General features: G+C 57.9%; 13 protein-coding genes. 3 read left to right on the forward strand and 10 right to left on the reverse strand.

Annotation, left to right across the window (positions count from 1 at the left end):
• The first annotated feature begins 11 nt into the window (after positions 1-11).
• A complete protein-coding gene (locus tag ACR0AG_RS01905) occupies positions 12-944 on the forward strand; it encodes a LysR family transcriptional regulator (protein ID WP_480835882.1) in 933 nt (310 codons plus the stop codon).
• Positions 945-964: 20 nt separating this feature from the next.
• Here the strand turns inward: ACR0AG_RS01905 and ACR0AG_RS01910 are convergent, their stop codons facing one another.
• On the reverse strand, positions 965-1,390 hold the full coding sequence (locus tag ACR0AG_RS01910; RefSeq protein WP_480835884.1) for a VOC family protein: 426 nt from the start codon (positions 1,388-1,390) through the stop codon (positions 965-967).
• Positions 1,391-1,515: 125 nt separating this feature from the next.
• Positions 1,516-2,163, reverse strand: coding sequence for a glutathione binding-like protein (locus tag ACR0AG_RS01915; protein WP_480835887.1), 648 nt, complete (start codon positions 2,161-2,163; stop codon positions 1,516-1,518).
• Positions 2,164-2,371: 208 nt separating this feature from the next.
• Between ACR0AG_RS01915 and ACR0AG_RS01920 the strand changes: the two genes are divergently transcribed.
• The gene (locus ACR0AG_RS01920) at positions 2,372-3,661 is read left to right on the forward strand and encodes an alpha/beta hydrolase family protein (RefSeq protein ID WP_480835889.1); all 1,290 of its coding nucleotides are present in this window, start codon (positions 2,372-2,374) and stop codon (positions 3,659-3,661) included.
• A gap of 13 nt (positions 3,662-3,674) precedes the next feature.
• Here ACR0AG_RS01920 and ACR0AG_RS01925 read toward each other — a convergent pair whose 3' ends face one another.
• The 8 genes from ACR0AG_RS01925 to ACR0AG_RS01960 all read right to left on the reverse strand — a co-directional run bounded on the left by ACR0AG_RS01925 (position 3,675) and on the right by ACR0AG_RS01960 (position 16,598).
• Positions 3,675-4,700, reverse strand: a complete 1,026-nt coding sequence (locus ACR0AG_RS01925; RefSeq protein ID WP_480835891.1) for a response regulator — start codon at positions 4,698-4,700, stop codon at positions 3,675-3,677.
• The gene (locus tag ACR0AG_RS01930) at positions 4,693-5,022 is read right to left on the reverse strand and encodes an Hpt domain-containing protein (protein ID WP_480835894.1); all 330 of its coding nucleotides are present in this window, start codon (positions 5,020-5,022) and stop codon (positions 4,693-4,695) included. The genes ACR0AG_RS01925 and ACR0AG_RS01930 overlap by 8 nt, the downstream gene beginning before the upstream one ends.
• Positions 5,019-9,875: a GAF domain-containing protein gene (locus ACR0AG_RS01935; protein WP_480835898.1), complete on the reverse strand. Its 4,857-nt coding sequence runs from the start codon at positions 9,873-9,875 to the stop codon at positions 5,019-5,021. Before ACR0AG_RS01935 ends, ACR0AG_RS01930 begins: the two co-directional genes overlap by 4 nt.
• 182 nt (positions 9,876-10,057) lie before the next feature.
• Entirely contained in the window at positions 10,058-11,221 is a 1,164-nt protein-coding gene (locus ACR0AG_RS01940; protein WP_170707044.1) for a M20 aminoacylase family protein, read from the reverse strand.
• Positions 11,222-11,238: 17 nt separating this feature from the next.
• Complete coding sequence (locus tag ACR0AG_RS01945; protein WP_480835902.1) at positions 11,239-12,402, reverse strand: M20 aminoacylase family protein; 1,164 nt, start codon at positions 12,400-12,402, stop codon at positions 11,239-11,241.
• A 16-nt stretch (positions 12,403-12,418) separates the two neighbouring features.
• Positions 12,419-13,585, reverse strand: coding sequence for a M20 aminoacylase family protein (locus ACR0AG_RS01950; protein ID WP_480835906.1), 1,167 nt, complete (start codon positions 13,583-13,585; stop codon positions 12,419-12,421).
• Between the two features lie 20 nt (positions 13,586-13,605).
• Positions 13,606-14,772 carry an acetylornithine deacetylase gene (argE, locus tag ACR0AG_RS01955; RefSeq protein WP_480835908.1) on the reverse strand — a complete coding sequence of 389 codons (1,167 nt, stop codon included), beginning with the start codon at positions 14,770-14,772 and terminating at the stop codon, positions 13,606-13,608.
• A gap of 5 nt (positions 14,773-14,777) precedes the next feature.
• Positions 14,778-16,598, reverse strand: a complete 1,821-nt coding sequence (locus tag ACR0AG_RS01960) for an ABC transporter ATP-binding protein (protein ID WP_480835910.1) — start codon at positions 16,596-16,598, stop codon at positions 14,778-14,780.
• A 284-nt stretch (positions 16,599-16,882) separates the two neighbouring features.
• Here ACR0AG_RS01960 and ACR0AG_RS01965 point away from each other — a divergent pair, with 284 nt between their 5' ends.
• Positions 16,883-18,589, forward strand: a complete 1,707-nt coding sequence (locus ACR0AG_RS01965; protein WP_480835914.1) for a peptide ABC transporter substrate-binding protein — start codon at positions 16,883-16,885, stop codon at positions 18,587-18,589.
• The last annotated feature ends 90 nt before the right edge of the window (positions 18,590-18,679 follow it).

The raw sequence follows: 18,679 nt of genomic DNA on the forward strand, positions 1-18,679 counted from the left end.
GCTGAGTCGTTATGGATGACATTAACAGAATTAATACCAGCCTAAGCCGCAATCTTGTGGGGCTTTATGCGTTCGATATGGTTGCCAGACATGGGAACTTTACCAGCGCCGGGGATGCGCTGGGGCTGACTCAATCCTCGATCTCGCAACGGATCAAGGGTTTGGAAGTCGATCTGGGTGTGGTTCTTTTCAAACGCGAACACCGGGGCGTGTCCCTGACCTATGAAGGGTTAAGGCTTTTGAACGTGGTCAGGCCCGCAATGACCCAGATGGGGTATGCGGTCAGTGCATTGCATGAACGTAAGACCAAACCCCGGGTTCGGATTTCCGCCGATTTCGCATTTTCAACCTTTTGGCTGCTGCCGCGCCTGGGGTATTTACGGGAAGAAATCGGCGATGAGATCGAAATTCAGATCCTCGCCTCGACCGAACCACCCGGGCTGGATGACGCCGATTGCGACATTCAGATCCACATCGCTCCCAAGGACCAGATCAAACCCGGCGAAGTGCTTTTGCTGGAAGAAATTGTCGCCGCCGTCTGCAGCCCGCAGCTATTAGAAAAGATTGGGCCAATCCGGTCATCCGCAGAGCTGCTGGATGTGCAGCTGCTAAGCCTGTCAAAGCCTGCAAACGCGGCCTGGCAAACCTGGCAAGGGTGGTTTGACAGCCTTGTGATCACCGGCGAAAGAAAGAAGAATTACATCAGCTTCAACAACTATGACATGGTCACGCAGGCAGCGCTGTCCGGCGAGGGAGTTGCCTTGGGCTGGATCGGGCTGATTGATGATCTGCTGGCAAAAGGATCGCTGGTCACGGTGACCGACGATCTGGTCGCCAGCGATGCGGGCTATGTCATGTCCCGCAATATCACCAGTACGGGCCGCGGCCCCAGATTGGTTTTCGACTGGATTGCCGAGCAAGGTTTCCCGACCGCTGGGATATAGAACTGTCAGATGTGCCGGGCCTAGGTCATCGTCAACACCTGTTGGTGCACCTCGATCACATTGCCTTCGGGGTCGTGAAAGAACACCTGGTGCCATTCTTTCGAAAAGGCCGTTCCATAATCCGAATAGGGAATATCTCGCGACTCCAGCATGCGCAGGAAACCCGCTAGGTCATCGGTGCGAAATGCGATATGCCCGCGTTCAACCGGATTAATGACCCGCTTGTTTTTGAAGGCGACGTCAAAATCGCGCTCTGCCAGGTGCATTTGCATTTTGCCTTCCGTCGCAAAACGGATTTTGCCGTCATAGCCCGCATTTTCATTGGCCTCGGTGCGCGGGAAGTTCTGTTGCGGTACATCAGCCAGGCCCAGCACGTTGGTATAAAAGTCATGCATGCGGTCCACATCGTCCGCCACGAAGTTTATATGGTGAAATTCAAGTTTCATCGCCGGTCTTCTTTAATAGTGTTCGGTTTCGGTCTTAGTATCTGGGATCGCGATTTGGGACCAAAGAAAACGAGCAGTTGGCTGCTCACCTGGCCCGCCTAGACAAGGCCGACAATCGCCTGACCTCATGCGGCAGCAAACAGGTTTTGTTTCATCTCCCGGTCCAGCTGCACATCGTTTTCAATCAAACCCGCGATGGTCGGGCGCGCCAGAACACGCCGGCGGTACGCTTCGAGGTTGGGATATCTGGAATGATCTACCTGAGCGTAACCTGAAAGTACAAAGAACCACGTCAGATAGGCATCCGCCGCAGAGAACCTGCGCCCCAACAAATAGTCGCGCCCGGACAGATGGTTTTCAAGAACCTCAAATCGCAAAGGGGCAAGGGCGCGTACACGGTCCTTAACCTCATCTGTGGCTTCCTGATAGAACACGACGCGGAACAGTCCTTTGTGAAGTTCAGTCGCGCAAAAGGTCAGCCAGCGCAGCATCTGGAAGTAATCGGGATCGGAAGGGTCGATCCGAAAGTCCTCGTTGGTCGAGTGCGACTGAATCCAATGGATCACTGTCAGAGTTTCGGTCAGTTTCGTCCCATCCGCCAGCTTTAGCACCGCGACCTGCCCCAATGGGTTGATATCGTAAAACGAATCCCCGGAGTCGAGCTTTTTGGTTTTCAGGTTCAGCAGAGCCAGATCCAGCGGAACCTCTCCTTCCCCCGCCGCGAAACGCGCGGCCAGAGAACACGTGAGTGGAGCATGGTAGAGCGTGGTCATATGCGCCTCCTTGAAGTTGAAACCTTATACCGCGACCAGATGGGTGTACGTGGTCACAACCTTGGCACAGGCAAAGGATAAGGCGCCATACACAACCGTCTTAATATTGAAACGGATGCCTGCCTGCAGCTTTCCTTATATTGCAAAAAAACGCGTCTCGCCTTAGCCGGGAATCGCGCTAAGCTATGGCATCCGAAGGGAGAGCCAGATGAAACCCCACAAATTAGCTGCGACAGGTGTCGCGTTTGCTCTGCTCGCCATGCCCGGGCATGCGGAGAACCGGATTGATGCCATTCGCCCCGACGCGCCCACCCTGGCGGCTTATGGCGAGTATCCCGTCGGGGTGCGTGAAATGACCTTTACCAATCCCGATCAGGTGGATGTGGTCAACACCGGCCCGGACGGAGAGATTGCGCGCTATGACCGGCCGCTGACAGTTGAAATCTGGTATCCCGCAGCCCAGGGAACCACGCCGGGCGGCAGTTACGATACCGTGCTGCGCGACGGCGAAACGGCGGTGCAACTGCAGGGTCGCGCGGTGCGCGATGCGAATACCGCAGAGGGCCTGTTTCCATTGGTTATCGTAAGCCATGGATATCCGGGCAATCGTTGGCTGATGTCGCCACTTGCCGAAAACATCGCCAGCAAAGGCTATGTGGTGGCCAGCATTGACCATACCGACAGCACCTATTCCGATCAGGCCGCGTTCGGGTCAACCCTGGTGAACCGGCCATGGGACCAGCGTTTCGTGATCGACCAGATGGCGGCGCTGGACGATGATGTTGGCACGATCACGGATGCACAGAATACGGCGGTCGTGGGCTATTCGATGGGCGGCTATGGTGCTTTGATCTATTCCGGCGCTGGTGTCACTCAGGCCAGCACGAAATTCGAATGGGGCGCACCACAGGGTCTGCTTGAACGCAACATGATGGGCACGCAAAGCCACGCCAGCCTCTCGGATGATCGGGTCAAAGCCTTCGTGGCCTTCGGACCCTGGGGCAACAATGCCGGGTTCTGGGATGAGACCGGTCTGGCCGGCGTCGGCGCGCCGCTGATGCTGATTGCAGGCGGCGTCGATGATGTCAGCATTTATGACGCGATCCGCGGTATCTTTGACGGAACGGTCAACACGACCCGTCACCTGCTGACCTTCGAGAACGCAAACCACAATGCAGGTGCACCCATGCCCTCACCGGCCGAAGGGTATGCGGTGTCGGAAACCCTGGGCTGGGCCCCATTCGAACATTACGCGGATGCGGTTTGGGACAATGTTCGGATGAACAATATCAGCCAGCACTTTGTGACCGCGTTTCTGGATCAGCACCTGAAAGGCGAGGATCGAACCGCCTATTTTGATCTGATGCCAATCGCCGCCGATGGCATCTGGGACGTTGACGACACCGGCAACCCGACCGCGACCCATACCTATTGGGAAGGATTCCCCAACCGCAGCGCACATGGCCTGCGGTTCGAAACCAAGTCTGCCGGAGAATGATGGGCCGGGAATGTTAAACCGAAAAGACGACCTGCGGCTCGGAGAAACCTTTTAACGGCAAGTTGTCAAAACGCTCGACGTCGTGCCTGCGCTCCAGCGCATTCAGCGTGGTTTCGCAGATCAGCGCCGGGCGGCCCAGCACCTTGGTCTGTGCTTCCAGCCGCGCCGCAAGGTTTACGGTCGCCCCGATACACGTATAGGTGGCCCGCGCCTCGGTACCGGCATAGCCAGCCACAACATCGCCGGTTGCAATGCCGATGCCAAGCCGCAGCGCCGGTTCGTTTGTCGCGTTGCGATCATAGTTCAGCAATTCGATCATGCTCAGCATCTCATGTGCTGAATCGACCGCGCTTTGGGCCGGGTTCTGCAATTCCTGCGGCACGCCGAACAAGGCCATCAACCCGTCGCCCAGCATCAGGCTGACGATACCCCCATGGCTGGTGACCGCCTCGAACATGAGCGTGTAATATGTGTTCAGCAGATCAATCGTGGCCTCTGGCGGCAGGTTCTCGGACATCGCGGTGAAATCCCGAATATCGCAGAACAGAACTGTCGCACGCGTTCGCGCGCCACCGATTTCAAACCCCGAGGTCTGCAGGTCGCGTGCAACTTCGCTGGTGGCGAAGCGTTCCAGCAGTCTTTTCTGCTCATCCCTTAGTCGTTTCTTTTCAAGCGATGTCTCAACACGCGCGCGCAACAGAACCTTGTTGACGGGCTTGGGCAGATAGTCCTCGGCACCCAGTTCAATGCAGCGCACGATGTTGTCGAGCCCTTCAACCGATGAGGTGACGATAACGGGCAAATCTCGCAATTCAGGGTTGGCTTTCAGGGCTTCAAGCACCTGAAAGCCATCCATCTCGGGCATCTCGATATCAAGAAGCAGCAGATCGAACGTCTCATTGGCCAGCTTTTCCATCGCAACCCGCCCGTTTTCGGCAAGCACACAATGATGCCCCAGCATCTCGACATTGCGTGACAGCAAAAGCCGGTTGACCTTGTTGTCGTCAACGATCAGCAATCGGCCCTCTTGCTCAATCATCAAGCTGGTTCCGCAAAGCTTGGGCCGTTTGTGCAAAGGCAGCTTCCAGTGCAGGCAGATCGGCAGCCTGTGTGCCTTCCAGCTCCATCTTGCGCGCAATCTCGGCAAGACCCATGGCCCCGAACACATTTGCGTTCGATTTGATCGAATGGGCCGCACGACGGAACGCGTCGGCATCGTCATCGGCCAAGGCGGATCGCAATTCCGCGATCATAGCGGGCGCTTCGTCCAAAAAGGTCTCCACCAATTCCACCACAAAATCGGCTCCGGTCGCATCCCGCAATTCATCGAATATCGTCTGGTCCAGTGGGCTGTCGTTCACTGTGCTTCCCTTCTTTTGCGCGCGGCGCTTTTCAGCGCGTCGATCAAATGCGGCACCCGAATGGGTTTGGCGATATAGTCATCCATGCCGGCGTTCAGACACATTTCCCGGTCTCCCTGCATGGCATTTGCGGTCATGGCGATGATCTGGGGCCGGTCGGCACCGCTAAAGTCCGCGTTGATCCGACGGGACGCTTCCAACCCATCCATTTCGGGCATTTGCACATCCATGAGGATGACGTCATAGCGCTGCCGCGCCACGCTTTGCACCGCCTCGGCCCCGTTGCTGGCAACATCCGCGCGGTATCCCATTTGCTGCAACAGCCGCAATGCAAGCTTCTGGTTCACAAGATTGTCTTCGGCCAGAAGGATGCGCAAAGGATACGTCTTGGCCAAGTCCGTATCGGTTGATGGCTTGGCTTTGCGCTCCGACCTGGGCTCGGGCTTTGGAGCAAAAAGTGTGACCAGCGTGTCGAACAGATGCGATTGACGCAGGGGTTTCGCAAGGAAGGCCTGAAACACTCCGGGTTCACTATCAACTTCACGCGCGCCCAGCGAGCTGAACAGCACCAGCGGCAGCGCAGCCCATTGCGCGCGAATACGCTTGGCCAGCGTGATGCCGTCCATTCCCGGCATATGCATATCGAGAATGACCAGATCAAAATCCTGGTCCTTTGCAAGAAGATCCAGCGCTTCGGTTGCCGTTTCGACGGCTGTTGTCGACGTCCCCCATTTTTCGGTTTGTAAGGTCAGAATTTTGCGGTTGGTCGCGTTGTCATCAACCATCAGAATCCGCTTGCCCAGCAGCTCGGATTGTTCCCCCAAAAGGCTGCGCAGATGAACCTTTGGCAGCTCTGCAGCATTTGCCCGGATCGTGAAATGAAAGGTCGAGCCCTGACCCGCACCCGCGCTGGTGGCCCACATCGTGCCCCCCATCAACTCGGCCAGGCGTTTGGAGATCGCAAGGCCCAGCCCGGTCCCCCCGTATTTTCGCGTGGTCGAGCTGTCGGCCTGACTAAAGGACTGAAAAAGCCGATCCATACCAGCCGGGGTCAGGCCGATCCCTGTATCGCGCACACGAAAGGCAAGGTCCGACACGCCGGATCTCGACACCGTCAGCACAACCTCGCCCGCATCGGTGAATTTCACCGCATTTGACAGCAGGTTCAACAGGATCTGGCGCAGACGCGTCAGGTCGGCATTGATTGCCAACGGAACGTCATCGTCATAAACATACGCCAGATCGAGTTGTTTTTCGGCAGCTTTGGCGCTGACCAGGTCAAGCGCCGATTCAATGCACTCTCGCAGGTCGAACGGATGCCGTTCGATATCCATCTGACCCGCTTCGATCTTCGAAAAATCAAGGATCTCGTTGATGATCGCCAGCAGGGCATCTCCGCTGTCGCGGATCGTGCTGGCATAATCATTTTGTTCGCTGTCCAGATCGGTATCCATCAACAGCCCGCTCATCCCGATCACCGCATTCATCGGGGTGCGGATCTCGTGGCTCATAGTAGCAAGGAACGCGCTTTTGGCCTCGTTGGCTTTCTCAGCGGTCTTGCGCGCGTCTTCTGCCTCTTTGAACAAGCGTACATTTTCGATGGCGATAACCGCCTGATCGCAGAACATTTGCGCCAGCTCGATTTCATCGGCGCTGAATTCCTGTGCCCGGTCCGAGCGTGAGAAGATCAGCACCCCAACGCAGTCATCTTCACGAATGAGCGGCAAGTACAGCGCCGATTTGATATTGAATTTCCGAACTGTCGCGATCTCATGTTCCGGCAAATCCTCGGACGCGAAGTCGGGAATATGGATCGGTTCTTTGTTCACGATGGCTTGCGACGGATAGTTCTTCTCGGGCTCAATGCGTACCGGATCAGGGTTCAGACTTTGCAACGATCTGCCATTGCGGATACCTGCACCGGGCGAAAAATAATCTCCTTCGCGAATGGCAATGACCCCACCGTCACACCCCATCAGGTTGCATCCCGCCTCGGCGATGGCCTCGAATACCGGGGTCGCATCCATATGCGCGCCGCTGATGACCCGCAACACATCCGCACTTGCGGTCTGTCGGGCCAGTGACGTTTGTGTCTCGTTGAACAGACGCGCATTCTCGATTGCGATGCTTGCCTGATTGGCGAAACTCTGGACCAATTCCTCATCTTTCAGGACGGGTGGTCCGGCCTTGGTCCAGCCTACGATAACCACACCCCAAATGCAGTTATCCGTCCAAACCGGAACACCCATCAGACGCCGAAACCCGACGGCGCGGGCCAAATCAGGATTGAAATAGTTCGGCCCAAGAGCGTCATCGAGATGCTGAATCTTCGCGCTTTCAACAACGCGTGGGGCCATGTGCCCTTTGGACGGGAGCAACGGGTAGTCGGCCAGCAAGATCCCGATGGTTTCGGCCGGAAAGCCAAATTGCGCGCAGAAATGAAAATGACGACCATCAAAACGTTCCAGCACACAAAACTGCGCATCGCACAGCTCGGCCGATTTTTGCACAACCAGATCGAATACAGGCTGCAGGTCCGAAGATGCCTCATTGATCACCTGCAATATCTCAGCGCTGGCTTTTTCTCGAACCAAAGCCTCTTCGACCTCGGCGGTGCGATCCTGCACTTCCTTGAAAAGACCGGTATTGTTGATCGCAATCACCGCTTGCGAGGCGAAGGTTTCAAGCAGACCGATCTGTTTTTTGGAAAACGCCGCCGCTTGCCGGTGGGCCATGACAACCACGCCAACAGTCAGCCCGTCGCTTATAAGAGGCACGCCCAGCGTCGTCAGGTAATCGCCGATTTCCGCAGCTTTCTTCCACGTATAGGTCGGGTCGTTGCGCGTATCCTTGATGTAGACCGTCTTACCATGCAGCGCCGATCGCCCGATGCATGAGCCTTCTTCCGGTTGGATGGGGTTGTCGGTGAGGTAATGCAGAAATGTGTCGCTGACATTGAACGACATCTCTACCCGGTATAGCCCATCGACCGGGTCGCGCAGCGCAAAGAACGCATATTCCGGGCGGCAAATGCGCGAAGCCACTTTGAGAATTGCATCCAGCACCGGTGGCAACTCATTGGGTGACCGAGAGATAACGTCCAGCACCTCGGATGTTGCCGTCTGATATTCCAGCGCTTCGGTCGCCTCGGCGGTGCGGTTCTGCAACTCGCGAAAATGGCGCACATTTTCCATGGCGATAACAGCCTGCGCGGCAAAGGTTCTGACCAGGCTTACATCGTCATCGGAAAACGGCCGCACCTCGTTTCGGTACAACACGATGACGCCTAGGCCCCGGCTGTCTTTCATCAGTGGCACCGCCAGAACCGACCGCGCGCCCGCAATCTCAACCAGTTGCACGCGTTTTGGGTCGCGATCGCGATAATAGAGCGGATCATCCGCCACATCGTCCTGGCGTATAATCTGACCATCATGAATGGGCCTGATCGCAATCAATTCGGTACGCGACAGAGGTTCGTCAAACGTCCCCAGCGACTCGTTGAACTCGGCATTGACACCGATATTGGCGGGGATCGTCGCCCGACCGCTGTTGTGATCTGCAACGCACAGAAACGCCAAATGCGCGTTGCACAGCCTACTGGCGTTTTCCAAAATGCTGTTGAATACCGGCTGATCATCGTCGCGCGTCTGGCTGATCACCTCCAGGATCTCGCGAGAGGCCGCTTCGCGATCAAACCGCGCCTGCACTTCGCGAAACTGCCGGACATTCTCGATCGCGATCACGGCCTGCGCGGCAAAAGTTTCGACCAGCGCGATTTCGGCATCGCTGAACGGGTCGATGTCGTACCTGATCAGGGTGATTGTACCGATCGCCGTATCGCCGCTGATCAGGGGCGCAAAAAGAACGCTTCGGATATGCGAGTCATCCACCATCGAGCGCACAACCGGACTGCCAGCGGCATAAAGATCGCTGTCTGCCATGTCGGCAAATTGAATGAGCCGACCTTCGACAATGGCCCGGGCATTGTACGAAATATCCCCGTCCATGGGCATCTGACCGGTTTCATACAATTCAACCGTGGCGTCGGGCACGTTTCGATAGGCCGCCAGTTGCTGCGCCTTGTCTCCGGGCTCGGCCAGAACCAGGGCGGACATCGGCGCATTGCACAGCGCCTGCGCGTTTTCCAGAATGGCATCAAAAACCGGGGATTCATCGTCGCGGGACCGGCTGATAATATCCAGAATTTCGGCAGACGCCTTTTCGCGTTCCAACCGTTCCTGCAGGTCACGCTGCTCACGCACCTTGTCGATGGCAATTGCCGCCTGATCGGCGAATGTTTCGACAAGCTGGATATGCGAGGTCTGGCGCGGCGTGTCATCTGGCCAGGCCATGGTCAGAAACCCCCACAACCCTGCGCAAGTGTTGATGGGCACGCATATCATCTGGGTAAACCCCAGCATCCGCGCCATTTCATGGTCGCTGTAGCTGTCGGATTTCGCGTCATCCATCAAAGCGGTTGTTCCGGTTTCCAGAACACGCTCGATCAGGCCATTTTGGGGTGGGGGCTTTGGAAAATCTTCAAAGTAGGACGCAATGTATTCGTCTTCGAACCCCTGACTGGCACCATAGTCCAGCAGGCCGTTCTCGAACCTGAAAAAGATTGCAAAGCGGGCATCGCAAAGTTCGCACGCCGCGCTGACAATCATCTCAAGAATGGGTTGCGCATCCGCGCCTGACGTCTTGATCGCCTGCAAAATCCGCGCCAAAGCGTCAAACCGTCGTTGGCTGTTCACGCCACGATCCGGGTCCTGACCGTCGTAATGCGCCTCAGGGGCTATCTTGTTCTGATCGTTTAGGCCCTCACCCAAAACCCCTGCTTCCCACGCAATCACTCATCTACAATGCGATTACCGTAAGAAATTGAGCCCAAAAGTCACGAAATTTTGCCGATTGCATCAGAAACGGGCAGATTGACGGGCCAAACCAGGGCGTCTGAAACCGGCTATGTGCCGCAGACCAGCTCCCTGCGACACATCTGTTTGAACGGGTGCTTAGATGGCCCCGGCCCGGACCTTTAAGCCGCGGGCATCCGCTGTTCGACGATTTCGGCCCACCAGCTGCAACCGGCGGGGATCGCTTCGTCGTTGAAGTTGTATTCAGGGTGGTGAACCATTGCGGTGTCACCGTTTCCGACAAGGATATACGCCCCGGGGCGTTCTTCGAGCATGAAGGCAAAGTCTTCACCGCCCATGACCAGCGGTGCCTCTTCGCAATCGCCCGAGACGGACCGCGCCACATCGGCGGCAAAATCGGTCTGTTCATCGCTGTTCACCATCACCGGGTAGCCCCGGATATAGGTGACGTCAGCCGTACCGCCAAAGGTCGCCGCCACGCCATTGCAAATCTCATTGATCCGCTTTTCCGCCAGATCCCGCATCTCTTTGCTCATGGTGCGAACAGTGCCTTTGATCTGCACGGTTTGGGGGATCACGTTGAAGGCTTTGGACGAAGTTTCGAACGACGTAACTGACACCACCACCTGATCGATCGGATCAGCATTGCGCGAGGCGATGGTCTGCAACGCCAGCACCGCCTGCGCCGTCATCACAGTCGTATCCACTGTCTCCTGCGGTTTCGCCGCGTGCCCGCCCCGCCCTTCGAACGTGATGTCGAACTGATCGGTGGCCGCAAAGAACGAGCCCGGACGGATCGAGAAGCTGCCAACCGGTTTGCCCGGCCAGTTGTGCATTCCATAGACCTCCTGGATGTTCCAGCGGTCCATCATACCGTCTTCGCACATCTCACGACCGCCGCCGCCGCCTTCTTCTGCGGGTTGGAAGATCACCACAACAGTGCCGTCGAAATTGCGCGTCTCGGACAGGTATTTCGCCGCGCCCAGCAGCATCGCGGTGTGACCGTCATGGCCGCAGGCATGCATCGCCCCATCGGTTTTCGAGGCATAGTCCAACCCGGTCGCCTCGTGGATCGGCAAAGCGTCCATATCCGCACGCAGGCCGATGACCTTGCCCTTGCTGTCCGACTTGCCCTTGATCACGCCGACAACGCCGGTGCGGCCAATTCCGGTGACAACCTCGTCGCAGCCGAATTCTTTCAGTTTTTCCGCGACAAGAGCACTTGTGCGGTGGGTTTCAAACAAAATCTCGGGATTTTCGTGAATATCCCGTCGCCATTCGGTGATTTCGGCCTGCAATTCGGCAAAACGGTTCTTAACTGGCATATCTTCTCTCTCCTATCTCAAGCCGCCGGCATCCGGCGCTCGACCATTTCGGCAAACCACGAGCATCCCATCGGTATGATCTCGTCGTTGAAGTTGTATTCGGGGTGGTGCAGCCCGGCGCTGTCGCCGTTGCCCAGAATGATGAAGGCACCGGGGCGTTCCTCGAGCATGAACGAGAAATCCTCGCCGCCCATGACCATCGGCGCCTCGCCGCAGCTGCCCCCAACAGACACGGCGGCCTCGGCGGCATAGCCTGTCTGTTCCTCGGCGTTGATCGTAACCGGAACGCCGCGGGTATAGGTGACCCGCGCCGTTCCGCCAAAGGTTTGCGCGATGCCCTGAACGACCTCGTTCAACCGCTGTTCGATCAGGTCTCGCATGTCGTTTGAATGAGTCCTCACAGTGCCACGCACCCGTGCGGATTGCGGGATGACATTGAAGGCCTTTGACGACGTCTCGACCGAGGTGACCGACAGCACGGCCTGCAGGATCGGGTCCGCATTGCGCGAGACAATAGTCTGCAACGCGACGATCAGTTGCGACAGCATGACCGTTGTATCCACGGTCTCTTGCGGCTTGGCCGCATGGCCGCCATGCCCCTCGAGATGGATGTCAAACTCGTCCGCCGCTGCCAGCAGTGGCCCCGAGCGGATGGCAAACTGACCCGTGGGCAAGCCGGGCACGTTGTGCATGGCATAGACTTCCTGAATGCCGAAACGGTCCATCAGCCCGTCTTTGCACATCGCCTCGGCCCCGTTGCCGCCTTCTTCGGCGGGCTGGAAAATCACAACCGCCGTGCCGTCGAAATTGCGCGTCTCTGACAGGTATTTCGCCGCACCCAGCACCATTGCGGTATGTCCGTCATGGCCACAGGCATGCATCGCGCCATCGGTTTTCGACGCATAGTTCAACCCTGTCTGTTCCTGCATCGGCAGCGCATCCATATCGGCACGCAATCCGATCACCCGGCCCTGCGTGTCCGTTTTGCCCTTGATCACTCCAACTACGCCAGTGCGGCCAATTCCAGTCACCACCTCGTCACAGCCGAACGCTTTCAGCTTTTCGGCGACAAGGGCGCTGGTGCGGTGCGTGTCATATAGAATTTCGGGATGCTGATGGATGTCACGCCGCCAACCTGTGATCTCTTCGTGCATTTCCGCTAAACGGTTTTTGATCGGCATGGCATCCTCCTGACTATTAAGCGACCGGCAATCGTCGTTCCACCAGCTCAGCAAACCAGCTGCATCCGGCAGGAATGGCGTCATCGTCGAAATTGTATTCCGGGTGATGGCACATGGCCGTGTCCCCGTTTCCGATAAAGATGTAGGCTCCGGGCCGTTCTTCAAGCATGTAGGCGAAATCTTCGGACGGCATGATCGGATCGGTGCTGTCGTTGACCTTGCCCGCCACAGCTTGCGCCGCCTCGGCAGCATATCCGGTTTCAGCCTCTGAGTTGACGGTGACCGGATAGCCCGGCGTCCATGTCATAACCGCCTTCGCGTCAAAGGCCGAGGCCGTGTCTTCCGCGATCCGCCGCACGCGGTCTTCGGCGATCTTGCGGTATTCGGGGTCCAGCGTTCGTACCGTGCCCCGCAACCGCACCGTGTGTGCAATCACGTTCGAGGCGACGCTGTCGGTTTCAAAAGTTCCAACGGTCAGCACCAACCGTTTGATCGGATCGACAGTGCGGGCCACAACCGATTGCACCGCCACAACAATATGCGACGCGACCAGAGTGGTATCCACCGCCTCATGCGGAGCGGCAGCATGGCCGCCCTTGCCCGTCACCACGATCTCGAACTCATCAGATGAGGCGAGCAGCGCACCGGGCCGGATGGCGAACTCACCCACCGGCATTCCGGGCATGTTGTGCATGCCATAGACTTCCTGAATGCCCCAACGCTCCATCATCCCGTCCTGACACATGGCCAGACCACCCGCGCCGCCTTCTTCCGCAGGTTGAAAAATCAACACCACAGTGCCGTCGAAGTTCCGCGTCTCGGCCAGATATTGCGCCGCGCCCAACAGCATCGAGGTATGCCCGTCATGCCCGCAAGCATGCATCTTGCCCGAAACGGTCGAGGCATAGTCCAGCCCCGTCGCCTCTTCAATCGGCAGCGCATCCATATCCGCGCGCAGGCCGATCACCCGGCCCTGCGAGTCCTGCCGGCCTTTGATCACCGCAACCACGCCGGTTTTACCAATCCCCGGCGTGATCTCATCGACACCGAACTCTTTCAGCCGGTCGACAACAAACCCTGCCGTTTTCTCAACATCATACATCAGTTCAGGATGCATATGCAGGTGACGGCGCCATTGGGTGATCTCGCCATGCATCTCGGCGAGGCGGTTCTTGACGGGCATGTTCGACCTCTCCTCTGAGGTTATTCGCAGAGCCGTTCTACCAGACGTTCCATGAATTTTTGGCCTGCGTTGAATTGAGCAATCGTAATGAACTCATTCGGCTGATGGGCCTGTGCAATATTGCCGGGGCCGCAGATCACGGCGGAATACCCGGCCTCCTGAAACTGTCCGGCCTCGGTGCCATAGCTGACCACATGGCTGGCATTGTCGCCGGTCAACGCACGCACCAGCATCTCGGCCTCGCCATCCTGTTCAGGGACAAGACCGGGGATCGAGAAGTGCTCGGACAACTCAATCCGCGCATCCGGGTGGACCGCCTGCATTTGCGCCTCAACCGCTCGCACCTTGTCAAAATAGGCCTGTTGCCAGACCGCCTTATCCTCGTCCGGGACGGTGCGGAAATCCATCATGAAGTGGCAATCCTTGGCGGTGATATTATGGGCGGTGCCGCCTTCGATCATCCCCACATGGCAGGTGGTCCAGGGCGGGTCGAACACCGCCGCGATATCCGAAGGCTGTGCCGCCATGCTCTCGGCATTGCGCTGATTGGCCCAGTCGATCAGCGGCGCGGCCGCCATGATCGCGTTGACACCGGTATGCATGATCGAGCTATGCACTTCGAACCCGACAATATGCGTGTCAAAGCCGAACCCGCCCTTGTGGCCGGTGACGGCCTGCATCATCGACGGCTCGCCCACGATCACCGCAGACCCTTTGGGCAGAACGCCCTGCATGGCCTCGATCATTGGCGGCGCACCGGTGCAGCCAACCTCTTCGTCAAAGCTCAGCGCCAGTTGCAAGGGGTGTTTGACACCGGCGTGATGTGCCTCGACCAGCGCCCAGATGGCCAGCGCATCAAAGCCTTTCATGTCGCAGGTGCCGCGGCCAAAATACTTGCCGTCCTTCTCGGTCACGGTAAAGGGATCGGTATCCCAGGGCTGACCGTCAACCGGCACCACATCCGTGTGGCCCGAAAGAACAATTGCGCCCTCCTGGTCCGGCCCCACCTGAGCGTAAAGCGCCGCCTTATGTGGTTGATCGGGGTCGGGCCAGCGATGGGCGGTGATTCCGTGGCTGTTCAGATACTCTTCAACCCAGTCCACCAGCGGCAGGTTGGTATCGCGACTCACCGTTGGGAAAGAGATCAGCTTGGTCATGATCTCCAGCGGGGACAGACGTTGCGTCATCGATATCAGTACCCGCTATCGGTGGTCAGAATGAAATGGCCGGGCTCAACCTCGCGATAGTTCGAAGGCTCAGGCGTATATCCGATGGGGTGAATAGGCGAGGGAATCGGTTTGAAGTTCAGATCTTTTTCCGATTTCCGCTGATTGGGATCGGCGATCGGAACCGCCTTCATCAGCGCCTGCGTATAGGCGTGTTGCGGGTTCTCGAACACCCGCGCGCGGGGGCCAAGCTCGACAATGCGGCCCAGATACATGACGCCAACATGATGGCTGACCCGTTCAACAACGGCCATATCATGGCTGATGAACAGATAGCTGAGGCCCAGTTCGGACTGCAGCTCCATCATCAGGTTCAAAACCTGAGCTTGCACGGACACGTCCAGCGCCGAAACCGCCTCATCCGCGATGATCAGTTTCGGGTTCAGCGCCAAAGCCCGCGCAATTGCGATCCGCTGACGCTGACCGCCCGACATTTCATGCGGAAAGCGGCGCATGAAACTGCGCGGCAATTGCACCTTGTCAAACAGCTGGGCAACCCGGTCCTGCAATTCAGACCCCGTGGCAACGCCGTAATTGCGCATGGGTTCGGCAACCTGATCGATCAGCTGCATCTGCGGGTTCAGCGAGGCGAAGGGATCCTGAAAGATCATCTGCATATCCAGCCGCGCCTTGCGCAGCCCGCTTTGATCCAGTTTCATGATGTCGACGCCGTCCAGATCAACCTCGCCCATCATCGGCTCAACCAATCGCAGGATCGACCGCCCCGCTGACGACTTGCCGCAACCGGATTCTCCAACAAGGCTGAGGGTCTGCCCTTTGTTCAGCGTGAAAGACACATCCTCGACCGCGTGCACGTTCGAAATCGTGCGGCGCAGCAATCCGCCTTTGACCGGAAAGCGCGTGGTCAGGTTCTTGACGGTCAGCAAGACCTCTTCCGTGCCGGGGATGGGCGCAATGTTCTGACCTTCGACACCCAGCAGTTTCATCGGCTCGGGCGCGGCTTTGCCCCGCATCTCGCCCAGCTTCGGAACCGCCGCCAGCAGAGCTTTGGTATAGTCATGCTGCGGGTTTTCGAAAATCTCGTTAACCGTGCCCTCTTCGACCTTGTTGCCGCGGAACATGACCACAACGCGGTCGGCCATTTGCGCCACCACGGCCATGTCATGGGTGATGAACATCACCGCCGTGCCGGTTTCGCGCTTGAGACGATCCATCAGCGCCAGAATCTCGGCCTGAATGGTCACATCCAGCGCCGTTGTCGGCTCATCCGCGATCAGCAGACGCGGCTCGCAGGCCATGGCCATTGCGATCACGACCCGCTGGCGCATCCCCCCGGACAGCTCATGCGGATATTGTTTCAGCCGCCGTTCCGGCTCGGGGATGCGCACTTGCCGCAGCAGTTCCAGCGCGCGCTCCTCGGCCTCAGCCTTCGACATGTTCTTGTGGATGCGCAGCCCTTCGGTCAGCTGCCGACCAACCGTAAACACGGGGTTCAGGGCTGTCATCGGCTCCTGAAAGATCATTCCGATCTCATTGCCGCGAATCTGTTTCATCAGATCCTGATCGGCGTCGGCCAGGTTCATCTCGTCGCCATCCCGGCGGTCAAACAGCAATTGACCACCCGCAATCTCGCCCCCGCCGAACTCGACCAGCCGCATCAGAGACAGCGAAGACACCGACTTGCCGGACCCCGATTCGCCAACGATACAAACGGTTTCACCGGGGTTTACCTCGAACGAGACATCCTCGACGCCCACCACCGGGCCATCCTTGGTTTGAAACTCGACCCGCAGTTTTTTGATCTGGGCAATTGGCTGATCCAGCACGCGCGCGCTCCTCTTGGCGGCTCAATTCGGTTGAGTGCCAAACGCTAAGGCGGCAGGACATGAAAAGTCAAACCCAATGCAGTTGATCGTTACGGCAAGGCTTGCAATTTTCGAAAACTCTGTTTCGATACCCGTCGTAACCGCCTTGGGGAGATGGCGCACACCACGTCGCGCAAATTGCGTTCTTGTTTCGAATCAGCAGTTTACTCCTCCGGCGGCAACGCCAAGTCCGCAGGCATTGCGGAAATAATCGAGACACACAGGTGTCCAACATGGAGTGTATTATGAAGATCAAAACCCTTTTGCTCGGTGCGATTGCAAGCACGGCAATGGCCCCGATGGCCTTTGCCGAGCGCGGATCGGACGGCAATGTCAGCATTATTTATTGGCAGGCTCCGTCAATCATGAACCCGTTCCTGTCGGGTGGTACAAAAGACGTAGAAGCTGCCTCGCTGGTGATTGAACCGCTCGCCCGCTACGACCAGGATGGCAACATGGTGCCCTTCCTGGCCTCCGAGATCCCGACCGTTGAAAACGGCGGCGTCAGCGAAGATCTGACAACGATCACCTGGAAAATCGCGCCGGGAATCACCTGGTCCGACGGCACGCCCTTCACCTCGGCAGATGTTGTGTTCACCGCAAACTACTGCATGGATCCCGAAGGCGGCTGCGCGCAGGTCACCAAATATGAAGGCGTCACAAATGTCGAAGCGCTGGACGACCTGACCGTCAAAGTCACGTTTGATGCACCGACCCCCTTCCCCTACGGCCCCTTTGTAGGTGGCGAAAGCCCGATCCTTCAGGCCGCTCAGTTTGCTGACTGCATGGGCGCCAAAGCCCCCGAATGCACCGAGCAGAACTTTAACCCGATCGGCACAGGCCCGTTTGTCGTCACCGAATTCAAGCCGAATGACGTGATCACCTTTGCGGCCAATGACAATTACCGCGATGCGTCGAAACCGGCCTTTGCGACTGTCACCTTCAAAGGTGGCGGGGACGCGACCGCCGCTGGCCGCGCCGTCATGGAAACAGGCGAATTCGACTATGCCTGGAACCTGCAGCTGGCGCCCGAGGTGATCGCGCAGATGGAAGCAGGCGGCAAAGGCACCCCTGTTGCCGGTTTCGGTCCGCTGGTTGAACGCATCATGCTGAACCAGACCAACCCGTCGCCCGACCTGCCTGAAGGCGAGCGTTCGACGGCAAAGCATCCGCACCCGTTCCTGCAGGACCCTGCCGTTTACAAGGCAATGTCCATGGCCATCGACCGACCGCTGCTGGTGGAAATCGGCTATGGCCAGGCGGGCAAAGTGACCTGCAACTGGGTTCCGGCACCTGCTGCCGTCAACTCGACCTCAATGACCTGCGACACGCAGGATATCGATGGTGCAAACAAACTGCTGGATGATGCTGGCATCGTGGATACCGATGGCGACGGCATTCGTGAAAAAGACGGTGTTCCGCTGAAAATCGTCTACCAGACCTCGACCAACGCCGTCCGTCAGGACTTCCAGGCGCTGATCAAGGAATGGTGGAGCCAGATCGGCATCGAATCCGAGCTGCGCAACATCAACGCATCGGTCTTCTTCGGTGGTGACCCGGGTTCGCCTGACACCTTCCAGAAGTTCTATGCTGACGTTGAAATGTACGCCAACACCTTCAACGGCACTGACCCGCAGTCCTATCTGGGCAACGGTCTGTGCGACAAGGCACCGCGCCCGGACACACAGTGGCAAGGTGAAAACATCAGCCGTTTCTGCAACGAAGAATTCGACAAGCTGCATGGCCAGCTGGCCGAAACCGCAGGCGCCGAGGCGCGGGCTGAGATCGCGAAACAGCTGAACGACATCATCGTTCAGAATGGCGGCATGATCCCGCTGGTGCACCGCGGTCGTCTGTCGGCGCATTCGAACACCCTGGGTGGCGTTGTCCTGAACGTTTGGGACAGCGAGCTGTGGAACATTGCGGACTGGTACCGCAAGACCGGTTCCTAAGCCCTGACGTTGCAAAGCTGCGCCCCGACCAAGATCGGGGCGCAGCCCTTTGCACACCACCCCAACAAGAAGACGCACATAAAGGCGCCT

The organism is Ruegeria sp. H6 (genome assembly GCF_056532975.1).

Coding starts and splice junctions, on each gene's coding strand:
- ACR0AG_RS01905 (WP_480835882.1), top strand. CDS start 12: ATGGATGACATTAACAGAATTAATACCAGCCTAAGCCGCAATCTTGTG.
- ACR0AG_RS01910 (WP_480835884.1), bottom strand. CDS start 1,390: ATGAAACTTGAATTTCACCATATAAACTTCGTGGCGGACGATGTGGAC.
- ACR0AG_RS01915 (WP_480835887.1), bottom strand. CDS start 2,163: ATGACCACGCTCTACCATGCTCCACTCACGTGTTCTCTGGCCGCGCGT.
- ACR0AG_RS01920 (WP_480835889.1), top strand. CDS start 2,372: ATGAAACCCCACAAATTAGCTGCGACAGGTGTCGCGTTTGCTCTGCTC.
- ACR0AG_RS01925 (WP_480835891.1), bottom strand. CDS start 4,700: ATGATTGAGCAAGAGGGCCGATTGCTGATCGTTGACGACAACAAGGTC.
- ACR0AG_RS01940 (WP_170707044.1), bottom strand. CDS start 11,221: ATGCCAGTTAAGAACCGTTTTGCCGAATTGCAGGCCGAAATCACCGAA.
- ACR0AG_RS01945 (WP_480835902.1), bottom strand. CDS start 12,402: ATGCCGATCAAAAACCGTTTAGCGGAAATGCACGAAGAGATCACAGGT.
- ACR0AG_RS01950 (WP_480835906.1), bottom strand. CDS start 13,585: ATGCCCGTCAAGAACCGCCTCGCCGAGATGCATGGCGAGATCACCCAA.
- argE (WP_480835908.1), bottom strand. CDS start 14,772: ATGACGCAACGTCTGTCCCCGCTGGAGATCATGACCAAGCTGATCTCT.
- ACR0AG_RS01965 (WP_480835914.1), top strand. CDS start 16,883: ATGAAGATCAAAACCCTTTTGCTCGGTGCGATTGCAAGCACGGCAATG.